The 15,605-nt window shown below is 61.9% G+C and carries 12 protein-coding genes; 4 read left to right on the top strand and 8 right to left on the bottom strand.

The annotated features are described in order from the left end of the window. On the bottom strand, positions 1-792 hold a 792-nt coding region (locus ACOVQ0_RS12180), incomplete at its 3' end, for a proline dehydrogenase family protein (protein ID WP_421884812.1). A 95-nt stretch (positions 793-887) separates the two neighbouring features. Here ACOVQ0_RS12180 and ACOVQ0_RS12175 point away from each other — a divergent pair. Beyond that, a complete protein-coding gene (locus ACOVQ0_RS12175; RefSeq protein ID WP_421884810.1) occupies positions 888-1,352 on the top strand; it encodes an Lrp/AsnC family transcriptional regulator in 465 nt (154 codons plus the stop codon). Positions 1,353-1,361: 9 nt separating this feature from the next. Here the strand turns inward: ACOVQ0_RS12175 and ACOVQ0_RS12170 are convergent, their stop codons facing one another. Beyond that, complete coding sequence (locus ACOVQ0_RS12170) at positions 1,362-2,546, bottom strand: acyl-CoA dehydrogenase (protein ID WP_421884808.1); 1,185 nt, start codon at positions 2,544-2,546, stop codon at positions 1,362-1,364. Positions 2,547-2,679: 133 nt separating this feature from the next. Between ACOVQ0_RS12170 and ACOVQ0_RS12165 the strand changes: the two genes are divergently transcribed. Both ACOVQ0_RS12165 and ACOVQ0_RS12160 read left to right on the top strand, forming a co-directional pair. Beyond that, the gene (locus ACOVQ0_RS12165; RefSeq protein ID WP_421884806.1) at positions 2,680-3,147 is read left to right on the top strand and encodes a (2Fe-2S)-binding protein; all 468 of its coding nucleotides are present in this window, start codon (positions 2,680-2,682) and stop codon (positions 3,145-3,147) included. Then, a complete protein-coding gene (locus ACOVQ0_RS12160) occupies positions 3,137-5,320 on the top strand; it encodes a molybdopterin cofactor-binding domain-containing protein (RefSeq protein WP_421884804.1) in 2,184 nt (727 codons plus the stop codon). The genes ACOVQ0_RS12165 and ACOVQ0_RS12160 overlap by 11 nt, the downstream gene beginning before the upstream one ends. Before the next feature lie 419 nt (positions 5,321-5,739). Here ACOVQ0_RS12160 and ACOVQ0_RS12155 read toward each other — a convergent pair whose 3' ends face one another. The 3 genes from ACOVQ0_RS12155 to ACOVQ0_RS12145 all read right to left on the bottom strand — a co-directional run bounded on the left by ACOVQ0_RS12155 (position 5,740) and on the right by ACOVQ0_RS12145 (position 10,047). Then, positions 5,740-6,744: a LysR family transcriptional regulator gene (locus tag ACOVQ0_RS12155; protein WP_421884802.1), complete on the bottom strand. Its 1,005-nt coding sequence runs from the start codon at positions 6,742-6,744 to the stop codon at positions 5,740-5,742. Between the two features lie 15 nt (positions 6,745-6,759). Further along, positions 6,760-7,677 (bottom strand): NAD-dependent epimerase/dehydratase family protein, encoded by a 918-nt coding sequence (locus tag ACOVQ0_RS12150; RefSeq protein WP_421884800.1) that lies wholly within the window; start codon positions 7,675-7,677, stop codon positions 6,760-6,762. 69 nt (positions 7,678-7,746) lie between these two features. Further along, a complete protein-coding gene (locus ACOVQ0_RS12145) occupies positions 7,747-10,047 on the bottom strand; it encodes a TonB-dependent receptor (RefSeq protein WP_421884798.1) in 2,301 nt (766 codons plus the stop codon). Between the two features lie 345 nt (positions 10,048-10,392). On the opposite strand from ACOVQ0_RS12145, the gene ACOVQ0_RS12140 reads away from it, so the two are divergent. Further along, positions 10,393-11,532 (top strand): FAD-dependent monooxygenase, encoded by a 1,140-nt coding sequence (locus ACOVQ0_RS12140; RefSeq protein WP_421884796.1) that lies wholly within the window; start codon positions 10,393-10,395, stop codon positions 11,530-11,532. A 256-nt stretch (positions 11,533-11,788) separates the two neighbouring features. Here the strand turns inward: ACOVQ0_RS12140 and ACOVQ0_RS12135 are convergent, their stop codons facing one another. The 3 genes from ACOVQ0_RS12135 to ACOVQ0_RS12125 form a co-directional block, all read right to left on the bottom strand. Then, positions 11,789-13,135, bottom strand: coding sequence for a PQQ-binding-like beta-propeller repeat protein (locus ACOVQ0_RS12135; RefSeq protein WP_421884794.1), 1,347 nt, complete (start codon positions 13,133-13,135; stop codon positions 11,789-11,791). Between the two features lie 414 nt (positions 13,136-13,549). Then, on the bottom strand, positions 13,550-14,263 hold the full coding sequence (locus ACOVQ0_RS12130; RefSeq protein ID WP_421884792.1) for an SDR family NAD(P)-dependent oxidoreductase: 714 nt from the start codon (positions 14,261-14,263) through the stop codon (positions 13,550-13,552). Continuing rightward, entirely contained in the window at positions 14,256-15,446 is a 1,191-nt protein-coding gene (locus ACOVQ0_RS12125) for an MFS transporter (protein ID WP_421884790.1), read from the bottom strand. The genes ACOVQ0_RS12130 and ACOVQ0_RS12125 overlap by 8 nt, the downstream gene beginning before the upstream one ends. Positions 15,447-15,605: the final 159 nt, after the last annotated feature.

The following is a 15,605-nucleotide window of genomic DNA, read 5'->3' as shown; positions in this document are numbered from 1 at the left end:
GGAATAGCGTGGGTGCAGCGCGGACAGTTTGATCGAGATGCCCGGCCCTTCGACAATGCCGCGCCCGGCAGAGGCCGCGCCGATGGCGTGGATGGCGTTTTCGTAGTCCCGGTAATAGCGGGCGGCGTCCTGCGCGGTGGTGGCCGCTTCGCCCAGCATATCGTAGCTGTAGCGGAAACCCTTGGCTTCAAGCTCCTTTGCGCGGCGCAGGGCTTCCTCGATTGTCTCGCCGGTCACGAACTGTTCGCCCATCATGCGCATGGCAAGGTCGACGCCGCGCCGGATTACCGGTTCGCCCGCGCGCGCCACAAGCCGCGTCAGCGCCGCGCCAAGGCCGCGATCATCCACGCTGCCCACCAGTTTGCCGGTGATCGCCAGCCCCCATGAAGCGGCGTTGACGAACAGCGAACGGCCATTGCCCAGATGCGCGGTCCAATCGCCATCGGCAATCTTGTCGCGGATCAGCGCATCGCGCGTGGGCATATCGGGGATACGCAGCAGCGCTTCGGCAAGGCACATCAGCGCCACGCCCTCTTCGCTCGACAGCGAATATTCCTGCACCAGCCCTTCCACGCCGCTGCCCCGGCTTTCGCCGCGCAGCGCGATAACGAGGCGGCTTGCCGTGCTGCGAATGGCCGCGCGCGTATCGGCAGGCAGGCTTGCGGCATCGATCAGCGGGGCGAGCGCTTCAGCCTCGTCCGTGCGGCAGGCAGCGGTGATTGCCTGCCGCAGCATGGTGGCGGTGCGGATCGGCGGCGCGAAGTGGGCGAAGGGTGCGGGCGTGGCGGTCATGATCTTGACATACCACGGTTCCACAGGTCATTCCGGTCTGAAGTTTCGCGAAATATAGGCAAATCGACTTTTCTATTGGCATTTGGGAGGCTGAATTGCCCGCAGATCATCGCTCAGCAGTTCATCTTGATGACTATGATCGCAAGATCATCGCCGCGCTGCAAATCGATGGCCGCATGGCGATGACGGCGCTGGCCGGAAAGGTCGGTCTTTCCAAAACGCCGTGTCAGGTGCGGCTGAAGCGTTTGCTGGATGCGGGCGTGATCACCGGGTTCGCCGCACTGGTCGATTTCGCAAAGCTGGGGCTTGATCATGTCGCCTTTGCGGAAGTGAAGCTGTCCGACACGCGCGACCGTGCGCTGGCCGAATTCAACGCAGGTGTCCGGCAAATTCCCGAGATCGAGGAATGCCACATGATCGCCAGCAGCTTCGACTACCTGCTCAAAGTCCGCACGCCGGACATCCGCCGCTATCGCACCGTGCTGGGGGAGAAAATCTCCGCCCTGCCCCATGTCGCCAACACATCCACCTTCGTGGCGATGGAAACGGTGAAGGAATAGCCGCCGCCGTCAGAACGCCGCGATCCCCGTGATCGCGCGGCCCAGGATCAGCGCGTGGACATCGTGCGTGCCTTCATAGGTGTTCACCGTTTCAAGGTTCACCATATGGCGGATCACCTGATATTCGCCCGAAATGCCGTTGCCGCCGTGCATGTCGCGCGCCATCCGCGCGATATCCAGCGCCTTGCCCACGTTGTTGCGCTTTACGATGGAGATCATTTCGGGCGCGAACTTGCCCGCATCCATCAGACGGGCCACCTGCAACGATGCGTGCAGGCCCAGCGTGATTTCGGTCAGCATGTCGGCCAGCTTCTTCTGGTAAAGCTGCGTCGCGGCCAGCGGGCGGCCAAACTGCTGCCGGTCCAGCCCATATTGCCGCGCCGCGTGATAGCAGAACTCCGCCGCGCCCAGCGCCCCCCACGAAATGCCATAGCGCGCACGGTTAAGGCAGCCGAACGGGCCTTTCAGCCCCTGCACATTGGGCAGGAGCGCATCTTCGGGCACGAACACGTCGTCCATCACGATCATGCCGGTGATCGAGGCGCGGAGGGATATCTTGTTTTCGATCTTCGGGGCGGAAAGGCCCTTCATCCCCTTCTCCAGCACGAAGCCGCGAATGCCGCCGCCGTGGGCATCGCTCTTGGCCCAGACCACGAAAACGTCTGCAATCGGCGCGTTGGAAATCCACGTCTTTGCGCCGTTGATGATATAACCGCCATCGACCTTGCGCGCGTGGGTGCGCATTCCGCCGGGGTCCGATCCGGCATCAGGTTCGGTCAGGCCGAAGCAGCCGATCCATTCGCCACTGGCCAGCTTGGGCAGGTATTTGCGGCGCTGCTCCTCGCTCCCGTATTCGTAAATCGGGAACATCACGAGGCTGGACTGCACGCTCATCATCGAGCGATAGCCCGAATCCACCCGCTCCACCTCGCGCGCAACAAGGCCGTAGGAGACATAGCCGGCGCCGGTGCAGCCATAATCTTCGGGCAGGGTCACGCCCAGCAGGCCTTGCGCGCCCATTTCGCGGAAGATTTCAGGGTCGGTGTGTTCACTGGCAAAGGCATCGATCACGCGCGGGGCCAGCCGATCCTGAGCAAAGGCGCGTGCGGCATCGCGGATCATGCGTTCGTCATCGGTCAGCAGGCTGTCCAGCCCCAGCGCGTCTTCCCAATCGAACGGAACCATGCCTGCCATTGTGGTAATCTCCTTTGAAACCTCTTTGGCATCCTGCACCCGGCACTTCAACCACGGCGAAAAGGCATTTGTCAGCGGCGTGTCATGCGCATAGTGCAGGCGGCGATAAATCGAAGCGTCCGGGGTGATCGCAATGCCGACAATGCTGAAAGTGAACGGAACCCCAAGGCAGGTGGACGTTCCCGGCGAAAAGCCGTTGCTGTGGGTTCTGCGTGAGGATCTCGGCTATCTCGGGCCGAAGTTCGGCTGCGGCGCGGGGCTGTGCGGGGCCTGCACGGTTCATCTCGATGGGCAGGCAATCCGGTCCTGCATCACCCCGATCAACGCCGTGGGCGAAGGCGCGATCACCACGATCGAAGGCGTTGCCGCAAGCGCCGTTGGCAAGCGCGTGAGCGAGGCCTGGGTGGATATCGACGTGCCGCAGTGCGGATACTGTCAGGCAGGCCAGATCATGAGCGCGGTGGCGCTGCTGGAAAGCAACCCGGCGCCCAACGATGCCGATATCGACGCGGCAATGGCAGGCAACCTGTGCCGCTGCGGAACCTATCACCGCATTCGCGACGCGATAAAGCAGGCCGCAGGAGGCAACAATGCACGCTGATCGTCGTCTTGCGTTGAAGGCTATGCTGGCGGCCGGTGGCACGCTCGCTTTCGATATCCAGATTGCGGCAGCGCAGGGCGCAAAGCCCGGCAGCGCGGCGTCGGCTCGGATCAGCGCCTATGTTGCCATCGCGGCGGACAACACGGTCACGATCACGTCCAAGAATCCGGAGATTGGACAGGGCGTAAAAGCCATGCTGCCGATGCTGATCGCCGAGGAACTGGACGTGGCGTGGAGCGCGGTCAAAGTAGAGCAGGCCGTGGCCGACCAGTCGCGCTTCGGTGAACAGTTCGCGGGCGGGTCCATGTCCACGCCGATGAACTGGATACCGATGCGGCAGGCGGGCGCAACCGCGCGCGCGATGATCGTGGCGGCAGCGGCAAAGCAGTGGGGCGTTCCCGCAGCGGACATCACCACCAGCGCGAGCGAAGTGATCCACGCCGCCAGCAAGCGCCGCGCGCCCTATGCCGCGCTGGCTGCTGCGGCAGCGAAGGAAGCGGTGCCCGATGTGGCGACGCTCAAGCTGAAAGACGCAAGTGCGTTCTCGATCATCGGCAAGCCGGTGCCGGGGCCGGACACCCCGGCCATCGTCGCGGGCAAGCCGTTGTTCGGCGTCGATACCGTCCTGCCAGGCATGGTCCACGCTGCACTGCTCACCGCACCAGTGCGCGGAGCCATGCTGAAAAGCCACGACGCGGCAAAGGCGCTGGCCCTGCCCGGCGTGCGCAAGGTGGTGCCGGTCCGCCAGCTTGGCCATGACGATGCGCCGGTCGATGCGCTGGCGGTGGTTGCCGATAGCTGGTGGACCGCCAGCGAAGCGCGCAAGCTGCTGGAAGTCCGGTGGGACAATGGTGGACGCGAAAAGCACTCCGACGCCACTTTCGCTACTGCCGCCAAGGCTGCCTTCGCGGGCAAGCCTGTGGCCTCGATCCGCAAGGAAGGCGATGCCACCGCAGCCATTGCCAAGGCGGCAAAGGTCGTCAGCGCGGAATATTCCTACCCGTTCCTCGCCCACGCTACGCTGGAGCCGCAGAACTGCACCGCGCAGTTCAAGGACGGCAAGGTTGAGCTATGGGCGCCAAGCCAGATGCCCAGCGAAGGCAAGGATATGGTGGCCAAGGCGCTGGGCCTTGATCCACAGGCGGTCACCGTGAACCTCACCCGCATCGGCGGTGGTTTCGGACGGCGCTTGCAAAGCGATTTCATGATCATCGCCGCCGCTATCGCGCGCGAGGTTCCGGGCGTGCCGGTGAAGCTGATCCTTGAACGCGAAGAGGATTTTCGCCTCGATTTCTTCCGCCCCGCTGGCTTTCACAAGCTGGAGGCTGGGCTGGATGCGCAGGGCAAGCTGACCGCGTTCCGTACGCACCTCGTCTCGTTCGGCGCAAAGGGGCAGCCGGGGCGCGGTGGCGAACTGCCCAATGATCTGGTTCCGGCCAATCTCGTGCCCAACGCCGATCTCGGCCTGACCGTGCTGGACAGCAACGTGCCCTTGGGCTGGCTGCGCGCGCCGGGTTCGAACGCGCTGGCCTTTGCCACGCAGGCCTTCCTTGATGAAGTGGCTACTGCTGCGGGCAAGACGCTGCCTGTGTTCATGCTTGATCTGTTGGGTGAACCCCGCGCGGTTACGCCACCCAAAATTCCCGGCGTGCCTGATATTTTCCAGCCTCCGCCGTTCGATACGGGCCGTGCCGCAGGCGTGATCCGCGAAGTGATGAAGACTGCCGCCTGGCAGGAAAAGCCCGCCAAGGGGCGCGGGTTCGGCTTCTATTTCAGCCACTTGGGTTACTTTGCGGTGGTGGCCGATGTGGCGCAGGTGGATGACACAGTGCGGGTCACAAGGATGTGGGTCGCGGGCGATATCGGCAGCACGGTCATCAATCCGCTGAATGCCGAACAGCAGATCAGAGGCTCGATGATCGAAGGCATCGGCCACGTCATCGGCGGGCTGAAAGTGCCGGTCGAAGGCGGACAGGTGCAGGTGGCAAACTTCGATGCCTATCCCCTGCCCCGGATCGACGTTGTGCCGCCGATCGAAATCGCAATGGTCCGCACCGACAACCCGCCGACCGGCCTTGGCGAACCGGCGCTGCCCCCAGCGGTGGCAGCGGTGGCCAATGCCGTCAGCAGCCTGACGGGCAAGCGCGTGCGGTCGCTACCGTATCAGGCGTGACGGCGATGGGCCGGGGTGGCCTGCCACTCTGACCCCTACCCTTGCTTGGCGTCACCCAGAACTTGTTTCAGGGTCCATCGTGCCGATCAATTCATTGGCCTGAAGCGAAAGACGGATTCTGAGGCAAGTCCAGCGACTGTCTTGTTGGTCGAGTGATTTGCCATGATTTTCGGTTGCTGATGCTGGCGTTGCAGGCGCTGAGGAAGCGTTGGTAGACCGCTTTGAGGACGGTGCGGTCCATGCGACTGTTTGGAGTCGATGATCTTGCGGCAGGACGATCAAGCTGAACTACGGGATCAACGTCCCAAGCATGAAACGACCGTCCCGCCCAAGCCCCCAAACACTCTGTATGCTGCGGGGATGAATGCAAGTTACAGGGATGACGGGGAAATCGAAAGCAGCCTCGTTTAATGCAACCATCACCGCTGCGGGTGGTTCATCCGGTATTCCACCTCGATCTCGCTGCGGCTGATATCGGCCTTGTCCAGCGGCACCACGTTGTCCGTGCCGGACTTGTAAGCAGCAGCGGCGGTGGCGAGCTTTTCCACCACCCAGCGCAGCGCGCGGTCGTTGGTGTTGGCGATGTTCCACTGGATCGATTCGCGGATCGGGGGGATGGCAAAGGGTATCTCGCGCATGACCAGCGGCTGCGTGCGCACCACCATTTCGGCCATGCGGCGGTGCATCGTGGCGATGCGGTTGGTGCCCACCACCAGGCCGGGGAGCGAAAGGAACGATGGGGCGACCACTTCGACCCGGCGCTGCTGCTTTTGCCGCCGCACGAACCAGTCTTCGAACGCAGGCACGCGCGCCTTGCCGAAACGGGCGGTCACATGGCCAAGGCTGAAATAGAGGTCGCGCGTCATCGGTGCGGCCAGCGCCGGATTGTTGCGATCGCCCACCACCACGTAATCGTCTTCGAACAGCAACTGACTGGGGTGATCGGATGAAATCGCATAATCGATGGTCAGCAGCAGATCGATATAGCCGCGCTCGATCGCCTCGATCGGGGTATCGTGCATGGGCTGAATTTCGAAGCGCATGTTGGGCGCGGCCTTTTCCAGATCGGCCAGCACGCCTGTGAGCAGCACTTCGGTGGAATAGTCCGACGCCATGATCCGCACCACGCGATCTGCGGTGGCGGGATCGAACGGCGGGGCGACCGAAACCGTGGTGCGGATCTGTTCGAGCACCGCGCGCACCGGCTCGATCAGTTCCTCGGCCCGCGCGGTCAGGATCATGCTGCGGCCTTTGACCACCAGCAGTTCATCGCCAAAGTATTCGCGCAAGCGGCCCAGCGCGCTCGACGTGGCGGACTGCGAAAGGCACAGCCGATCTGCCGCAAGGCTTACGCTGCGTTCCGTCAGCAGCGCGTCAAGCGCCACCAGCAGGTTGAGGTCCAATCGCCCGAACCGCATCGCCATTTCTCCCGCCGCCTCTCAAATAGTCGAGAGTGCGCTGGCGACCAGTGTAGCAAGATCGCCGTCATGTGCAAAACCGGCGCGTTGTGCCGCAGGCGTTTCCAGCGGCGGCTGCGCGGCAAAGGCCGCTTCCAGCGCGGCATCGGGCGCATAGCTGACAAGGCCCGCAGACACCCCACATTCGCGCGCGATCTGCGCGGCCAGATCGCCCATCGTCACACACAAGGCAGGCAGCGTCACCGCGCGCGTGGGCGGCAGCAGGGACGTGTCCAGCGTCAGCGCATGGATGAAATTGCGTGCGCACTGGCCCACCGATTGCGCCCAGATCGTGCCCGCCGCCGATACCGGGCAGGTAAACGCCTCGCCCGCTTTCAGCGCGTGGAACAGGTCTGACATGAAGGCCGATTTCATGCCCGATGGCCCCTTGGGCCGGGCGAGGATGCCGGGCAGGCGCACCGTCACGCCATCGATCAGCCCGCGATTGGAGAACATCGCCACCGCGTGCTCCATCATCGCCTTGTGCCCGCCATAGATCATCTTGGGGCTAAGCGGCGTGGCATCGTCCACCAGCGCGGGCAACGGATCGCCGAACACCGCGATGGAGCTGGCATAGACCACGCGCAGGCCGGGGTTCACCGCTGCCGCTTCCAGCAGCAGATCGTACATCGCATCCACGTTGATCCGCCGCGATGCCGCAGGGTCCGCCTCTGCCGCGCCGCCCGGCACGGTGGCGAGGTGGATCAGCGCGTCGCACCCACCGGCCAGCGCCGCACCGCGCACCGTGGCGTCGCCCAGATCGCCCGCGATGGCAGTTGCCCCCCCCGGTATGCCGCCCGCCACCGTATCGATGCCGACCACCGCGTCACCGCGCTCCAGCAACAGCGCCACGATCTCGCGCCCGACAAAACCGCCCGCTCCGGTCACGACTACACGCACGGCAGAACTCCTATGTTGCAAACGCAATTCGGGCGGCAATCCCGAAAGACCGCCGCCCGTATTTCAGCTTCAGAAGTTGAAGTCGACCGTCAGGCCCACCACGCGGGTGGTGATGCCTGCCGCCGGCCATGCGCGGATGCCGCCATCGGCAGAACCGGCAAAGTCGCTCGCCAGATAGGCGGTCGGTTCGCGTTCCTTGGTCAGGTTGCGGGCAAAGATCGATGCGCTCCACTTGCCATCGGCATCGCGGATACCGAACCCGGTGTTGATCAGTTCATGCGCCGGGTAACGGAACACGTCGCTGCCATACTGGCCCAGCAGGACCGCGCTCTTGTACACCAGGTTGGCGTTCACGAACGCTTCCAGATTGCCGCTCACCGGGGTCGAATATTCGGTCGAGATGGTGAACTTGTGCTTGGGAGCATTGATGAACTGCTTGCCCGAAAGCGATACGCCATCGTTGCCGACAAAGCCCGTGGGGAAGCGCACATCGTTGAACTGGTAGCCCGCGTTCACGGTCAGGCCGGGAACAACAGTGCCCATCGCGTTCAGTTCGAAGCCCTTCGACACAACCTTGTCGATGTTCTGCGTGACCGAGATCAGCGCGCCTGAAGCGTTGAAAACGCTCGATTGTGTCTGGAAGTTGGCCACCTTGTTCCAGAAGGCGTTGCCCGAAAGCTGCACGCGGCCAACCTGCACCTTGGCACCCAGTTCGATCGCATCGGCCTTTTCAGGCTTCAGCACCACGACGGGATCGGTCGCGATGGTCGGCACCACCACGGCGGGCGGCTTGTAACCACGGGCATAGGACACGAAGATCGTGGAATCCGGGGTCGGCTTGAAGCTCAGGCCAACGCGGCCCGAAACGTCGTTGTCCTTGATTTCCACCGTGCGGGTCGCCGTCAGCGTATCAACGCCCACGCCCGTGGTGTTGCGATAGTTCGAATAGCGCAGGCCGCCGAACAGATCGACCTGATCGGACACCGGAACCGTCACGTCGGTGAACAGCGCGAAGATGCGGTTGCTGGTGTCTTCATAGCTGAACGAGACGGGCACCGGGCAGAAGAAGCCGAGGTTGTGGCACACCGAAAAGCCGGTGCGGTTGCCCAGCGTCGGGTTGCCGAACGTGCTGCCATTGATCGGCGTCGTTTCCAGATCGAACTTCGAATAGAGCGCGCCAACCAACACGTTCAGACCATCGTTCTGGTAATCGAGGCGCAGTTCCTGGCTGAACTGCTTGGATTCGCTTTCGATATTCTCGTTGCGCGCACCCACCGTCAGACGACGCGAGAAGTTCACGGTGTCCGTTTCACGATCCAGCATACGATAAGCTGTGACCGAGGTGAGCGAAAGGTTGTCGTTCAGTTCAAAGTCCACCACGCCCGAAAAGCCCTGTGCGCTGTTGCGCATCGTGGCCTGCGTATCTTCGCAGTAATATTCGGCACGTTCGTTGATCACGGGAATGTCGCAACCGGCGGTGGCCGTGAAGGCACCGGTCGAAGCCGCGCTGTTGGGCCGGCCATTGGGCGCGATGGCGATGGCGAAGAAGTTCCAGCCGTTGACCTTCTGCTCGGTCATTTCAGCCGAAAGGTTGATCGTGACCGTTTCCGAAGGCTTCAGCAGCAGCTTGCCGCGCAGGCCATATTCCTTGGTGCGGTTGTCCAGATCGAGGAAGGTGTTGCGCTGCAACCCGGCTTCACGCTTGTACTGGCCCGCGATGCGCAGGGCCGCCTTTTCGCCCAGCGGCACGTTCACGCCGCCACGCACGGTCAGTTCGCTCACTTCCGAACCGGCGGTGCCCTTGTCGGCCACGTTCACGCCGCCCGAAATACCGAAGGCATCGGTCGAAGGAGCAACCGTGGTGATGTTGATCACGCCTGCCGATGCGCCCTGGCCGAACAGGGTGCCCTGCGGCCCGCGCAGCACTTCTACCTGCGCCAGATCGAACAGCAGCGGGAAGGTGAGGTTGCCCTGCGGCACCTGATCGACGACGAATGCGACCGAAGGCGAAACGCTGGCGTTGAACACGCCGGTGCCAAGGCCGCGCAGACGTGCGCCGCCGTTCACTTCGCCGCCAGAGGTCTGGCTGATTTCCAGCGATGCGGTGGTGCGCTGCAGATCGGTGATCGAATAGACCTGATCGCGCTGAAGCTGGGCCTGCGTTGCCACGGTAACGGGCAGCGGCACGTCGATGAGGTTTTCCTCGCGCTTGCGGGCGGTCACGATGATCGCGGCATCGCCGCCGTTATCGGCCTGAGCCTGCTCTTCGGCGGCAGTGTCTGCTGCAAATGCCTGTGCGGAAAGGCCGAGCGTGGCCACGGCCACGGCACTGGCAGACGCCACAAGGCCAAGGGTTTTTCCGAACTTCATTCTCATTCCTCCCCAAAATCGTTCGCCTGCAACTGCCGGTCGAAACTGTTCTGCTCATGCGCGTCGTGCCTCACGATGCTGCATGAACCCGATAGATCCGGCGCGATTGCGCTGGCGCTGGATCACAGCGTGCAAATTGCTGGGCCAACAAAAAAAGAAAACGCGGATTCTCTCTATGTCTCCATAGCGTTGACCTATGGAACCGGCCCGCCGGACCAGCCCCTCGCTCGTCGCGGTCCATCTCCATTAGTCGGCCCAGCCTTCGAACTCCCGCCGTTTGTATGGATGGGTTCCTATCCATCGTTCGGATTTGTGCGTGGCGTTCCAATCGCTAGGTCATGCAGCATGACTGGGGAGAGCATCAGCAGCATCGCAACGGCGCTTGTCGTGGGCGGAGGGATTGGCGGCATGGCAACGGCGATCAGCCTTGCCACGCGCGGGGTGAAGGTCGACCTGATCGATCTGGACCCGGAATGGCGCGTCTATGGGGCGGGGATCACCATCACCGGTCCCACCTTGCGCGCCTATCGCAGACTGGGCCTGCTCGATGCGATCAAGGCCGAAGGCGCGATTACCAGCAAGACGCGCCTGTTTCGCTATGATGGCACGCACATGCTCGATCTGGATGAACCGGTGATCGAGGAAGGCCTGCCTGCCACAGGCGGCATCATGCGCCCGGTGCTGCACCACATCATGCAGGCCAAAGTGCGCGAACTGGAAATACCCGTGCGCCTCGGCCTCACCGTCACCGCGCTGGAAAATGATGGCGATGGCGTAAATGTCCGCTTTTCCGATGAATCTTCGGGTCGCTACGATCTCGTCGTGGGGGCGGACAGCGTCTATTCCGTGGTGCGCGATATCGCCTTCCCGCACATGGGACCGGCGAAGCCCACCGGCCAGGGCTGCTGGCGCATTTCCATCGCCAAGCCGCCGGGCCTTGATATGGGCGAATTTTTCCTCGGCCACGCCAACCCCTGCGGCATCACCGCCTGCGCGCCGGACAAGGTATACATGTGGATGCTGACCCCGCACGTAGAGCGGGAAAGCTTCATGACCGACGAGGAACTCTACGTCACGCTGAAGGGCCTGCTGGCCGATTTTGGCGGCAACGCAGGCTGGATTCGCGACAATATGACCCGCGAAGACTGGATCAATTACCGCCCGCTGGCCGCCGTGCTGCAACCCAGGAACTGGTTCAACGGGCGCATCGTCCTGCTGGGCGATGCCGTCCACGCCACCACCCCGCACCTTGCATCGGGCGCGGGCATGGCGGTGGAAAGCGGCGTGGTTCTGGCAGAGGAACTGGCCCGCACCGACGATGTGGCCGCCGCCCTGCAGGCCTATCAGGACCGCCGCTACGACCGCTGCCGCGACGTGATCGAAACCAGCGTTGCCGTGGGCAAGCTCCAGCTCGAACACGGTGACCCGAAGGTCCACGCCCATATGCTGGAAGGCGCGTTGGGGCGTCTGAACCAGCCTTTCTGACTCTCCCCGGACGGGAGGAGAAAAGGGAGCGCGGCAAAACCGCCCGCTCCCTTTTTTATGCCCAACATTGCGAGGGTGCGGAGACACGTTTCATCGCTGGTGGAGCGTCAGCTATCCGGGATTTTTGCGTTGCGAACCGACATTCCGGTGACGACGCAATTTCGGACATTTGAAGCGGGGCTACTTATCCGCCAATGCATAGCTTATTGTTTGTTATCGCTCGACGCCTAATCAACCAAATTCATGATCGCAGGCATCATTTCAGTTTCACAGCGTGAAGCCCTTTGGCGGTGGAAATAACCAAATAACCATCCGGGGTGATAGTCAGCTTTCCGCCAAAGGATGTTCTCCACACTACCGGGAAACCGCTATTGCCCAAGTCCACGGCGAACGTCGTAGATGCGCTTGCTACGAACAGATGACTGTTGGACACTACGACGTTGCTTGTTAAGTTTTCCGTCCCACCAACATCGATTGAGCTGACTGCCAGACCGGTGGCTACGTCCACTATGTCAACAATCGTGCTGGAAGAGCGAATGGCGTAAATTCGATCACTTCGAACAGCAGGCTGGCCAGTGTAGCTGAACCCCGATCGCCATAAGGCTTTGTCGCTATAGAGGGAAAAGGCGGCGATGGGGAGCGACTGACCGTCTGAGTAGTTATCAGAAAAGGTAAAAATGCGACCGTTTCCGTCAAGCATTGGAGCGCCAACGTACTCACCGACGTAACTTAGCCCCCTTTGCGAAAAAAATGGGTTTTCGATAGATTTCACTATAGACCCGTCGCGACCCATGACGATAAGCGAGCCCGCCGTGAAGAAATACACGTAATTTTGATCAACAGCTACACTCTCGCCCTGCATGACATAGCCACCAAATTGACCAGTAGCCTCCGTTCTCCACAATCTTGAGCCAGTAACTGCGTTTGCTGCGAAAGCAACATTACCGTAATAGCCCGATGAAAAGAAAAGTTCGTTGCCTACCGGTGTCACGATGCTGCCGAAGCTACCCTGCGTGTCATATGTAGCCGTGCTAATATAAGCTCCGTTATTGGCGTCAATCACAAGCAGTGGAGTGGCAGTTGAATTATTATTCGGTGTCATGGACGCGACCCGATTGTTCGCATAAGAAGGGCCTAATAGGCGCACGCCTGTCCCATTAGTGATCAAGCCCAGATCAAAAGCCCAAAGTGATGACCCGTTAGATGTAGAAATTGCACGCGTAAATGCGCGGCTATTCGCGTCCACGACATTATAAAATATACTGCCCGCTCGTGCCACGACTTCACTTGGAGGGTTCGGCGTTGAAACCGTCCATGCATCAGTAAAACTTGAAGATGTAAAACTGGTCGGAACATAGCCAGTGTGGCCGGGATCGCGCTGAAAAGTGGACCAATTGCCATCGCTAGCTATCGGGGTTGGCGGAAGAAGGGCCCCTGGGGTCGGAGTGGGCGTAGGCGTGGGCGTGGGCGTGGGCGTGGGCGTGGGCGTGGGCGTGGGAGTAGGAATAGTGACCACTGGGCTTGTTCCAGTCGACCCGTCGCCACCACCGCAAGCGCTAACCAACAAAATTAGCGGAAGCGCGAACAGGCTTGATCGTTTCATAAACCCCACTCAATTGCGGTTTTGCAAAATTAACTTTTGACCGCATAGCGTTAGCACAAGACTATTAGCAAACGCTTTTACAGCGTTATATTTCTTTATTGGGTCCATTCTGACCATTCGCATCGAACATCGTGTTGGACAAGGTTGGTGGCCTCGGCTTGCGTCGCAGGTTTTTTCGGTCAGGGTTTCAGGGCAGAAATCGTATGCCAAATGCGAAGATCTTCAGCGGATATGCGATAGCCAGAAAATTTGTTGAGTGCGGCCATAATTAGCGAGGACGCGCAACTTCTCATGGGTGGAAGGCGGCGCAGGTCGCTGCATCGAATTGCGGCAAACCACCCAATTCTTGCCGTTTACCCCGCCGTCAGCAATCAGCACTAGCGGCCACCCATTAGAGCCAGAAATTCCAAAACCTTACCAAGCCGTCGCACCGCCATCTACCGGGATGTCGGCGCCGGTCACATACCGTGTCTCGTCACTCGCCAACCACACCGCGCACCACGCGATGTCTTCGGGTTCGCCCAGCCGCTTGACCATGTTCTTTGCCAGCACCCGGCCTTGCAGATCAGGCACTTCGGCAAGGTGCCGCGCGGTGGCTTCTGTGCGGATGAAGCCGGGCGATATGGTGTTGGCGCGGATGCCGTGGGGTGCGCCTTCCATCGCCAGTTGGCGCGTCATCGCCAGAACCCCGCCCTTCCCCGCGCAATGGGCCAAGGCGGCGGAACCATCCAGCGCGTGGCGCGCATTGGCGCTGGCGAAATTGATCACGCTGGCCGCTCCGCTGGCCTTCAGGCCGGGCCATGCCGCGCGCGTGGGCAGGAACACCGTGTCCAGCTCTCCGGCCAGCGTGTGCCGCCACTGCGCCAGCGTCATCGCCTCGATCCATTCGAACGCGGCAAAGGCGGCGGCATTTACCAGCACATCAATCCGGCCATGTTCCGCGATGATTTGCGAAAACGCCGCGCCGGTTGCCGCTTCATCGGTCAGGTCGGCGTCGATGTCCGCGCCCGAAAGGTCGATGCCGATGACCGTCGATCCTTCTGCGCGGAACGTGTGCGCGCAGCCCTTGCCGATGCCTGCCGCCGCGCCGGTGACGACGGCGATCCTGCCCGCCAGCCGTTCAGCCACGCGCCGCAACCCGCTGCACCATCAGCGCCGCGACAAAGCCCGCTGCCGCCATCCAGCTCAGCATTTCAAAGCCTTTCATCAGGCCGCCCAGCCGCAGCGAAAAGAACGTCACGACCAGCGGGCTGAGCCACTGGCCGAGCGCGAAGGCCGATTGCCAGAAGCCGGTGCCGCGCCCGCGCACTTCAAAGGGCAGGATACTCATCGACCAGACCAGCAATGTGGGCAGCAGCATCCCCGCGCCAAGCTGGTTGACGAAGCACCCGGCAAGAAACCCCGCCACCGACCCGGTGCGCCCCATCAGCATGAAACCGATGGCCAGCAGGCCGAACTCGATCAGCAGCAGACGCCCCACGCCGATCCGCGCCGCGCGGCTGTAGACAAAGGTGCCCAGCGGCACGCCAAGGCTGGCCACCGAGGTGAGGAACCCGATCCGCGCCGCGCTGGAAAGTCCCAGTTCGGCAAGACCTGCCGATGCCTGGATCTGCACGGTATAGAAGAAGATCGAACCGTAGATCGTGATGCCCACGATCACCGCCAGCTTGCCCCACGGAAAGCCCGCCCAACTGAGATTGTGCGGCGCGGCTTGCGTTTGTTCGCTCATCCCGTCGCCCGATGGTTCCCACGTATATTTCACCACCAGCGCGAACATGACCAGCGCCGAGGCATAGACGATGAACGGCGTGCGCCAGCCCGCCTCACCCAACATCCCGCCCACGTTGAAGAACAGCAACGCCGATACCGATGCAAAGGCCGTCTGCCCCGCCAGCCAGCGATCGCGCTGCGCGCCCTTGTAATAATCGCCGATCATCGTGGTCGACAGGACATAGATCAGCGCTTCGGCAATCCCTACGCCCACGCGCGATATCAGGATGTGGGTCAAGTCCTTGAGAAAGAACGGCGCAACGCCCACAACGGCATAGATCACGAACGAGGACAGCAGCAGCCGTCTGCGTCCGAAATAATCGCCCAGCATCCCCGCAAAAGGGCACAGCACCGCCACGCAAAGCGAAGGCAGCGTCAGCACCATCGGCACCAGATATTCTTGGCCGGGCACATGGGCAAATTCGGCCATAAGCTGCGGCAGAACGGGCGCGAGCAGGACGATGGCCATCGTTGTCAGCGTGATCGGCAGCAGCAGCGCTATGCCGGTCATCACGCCGGGTTCGTTGATCCTGCCATCCATGACGCGCCGCTCTCCCAGCCTTTGTCGCGCCCGATGTCGGGCGTCATTCCGCTGGTGTTAGACGCGCTGGCAGCCGTCCTGTCCAATCGATAGCTGCGCGGGAAACCTATTCGCCAAATCGAATTGAGGCGGCCAAACAAGTGCATTTCCGAAGTGCAC

The sequence above is a fragment of the Novosphingobium sp. genome, from assembly GCF_049240505.1.
In the GTDB taxonomy this organism is placed as follows: Bacteria; Pseudomonadota; Alphaproteobacteria; order Sphingomonadales; family Sphingomonadaceae; genus Novosphingobium.
The sequence above is the reverse complement of the archived record's forward strand: the minus strand, read 5'-3'. Positions and strand labels throughout refer to the sequence as shown.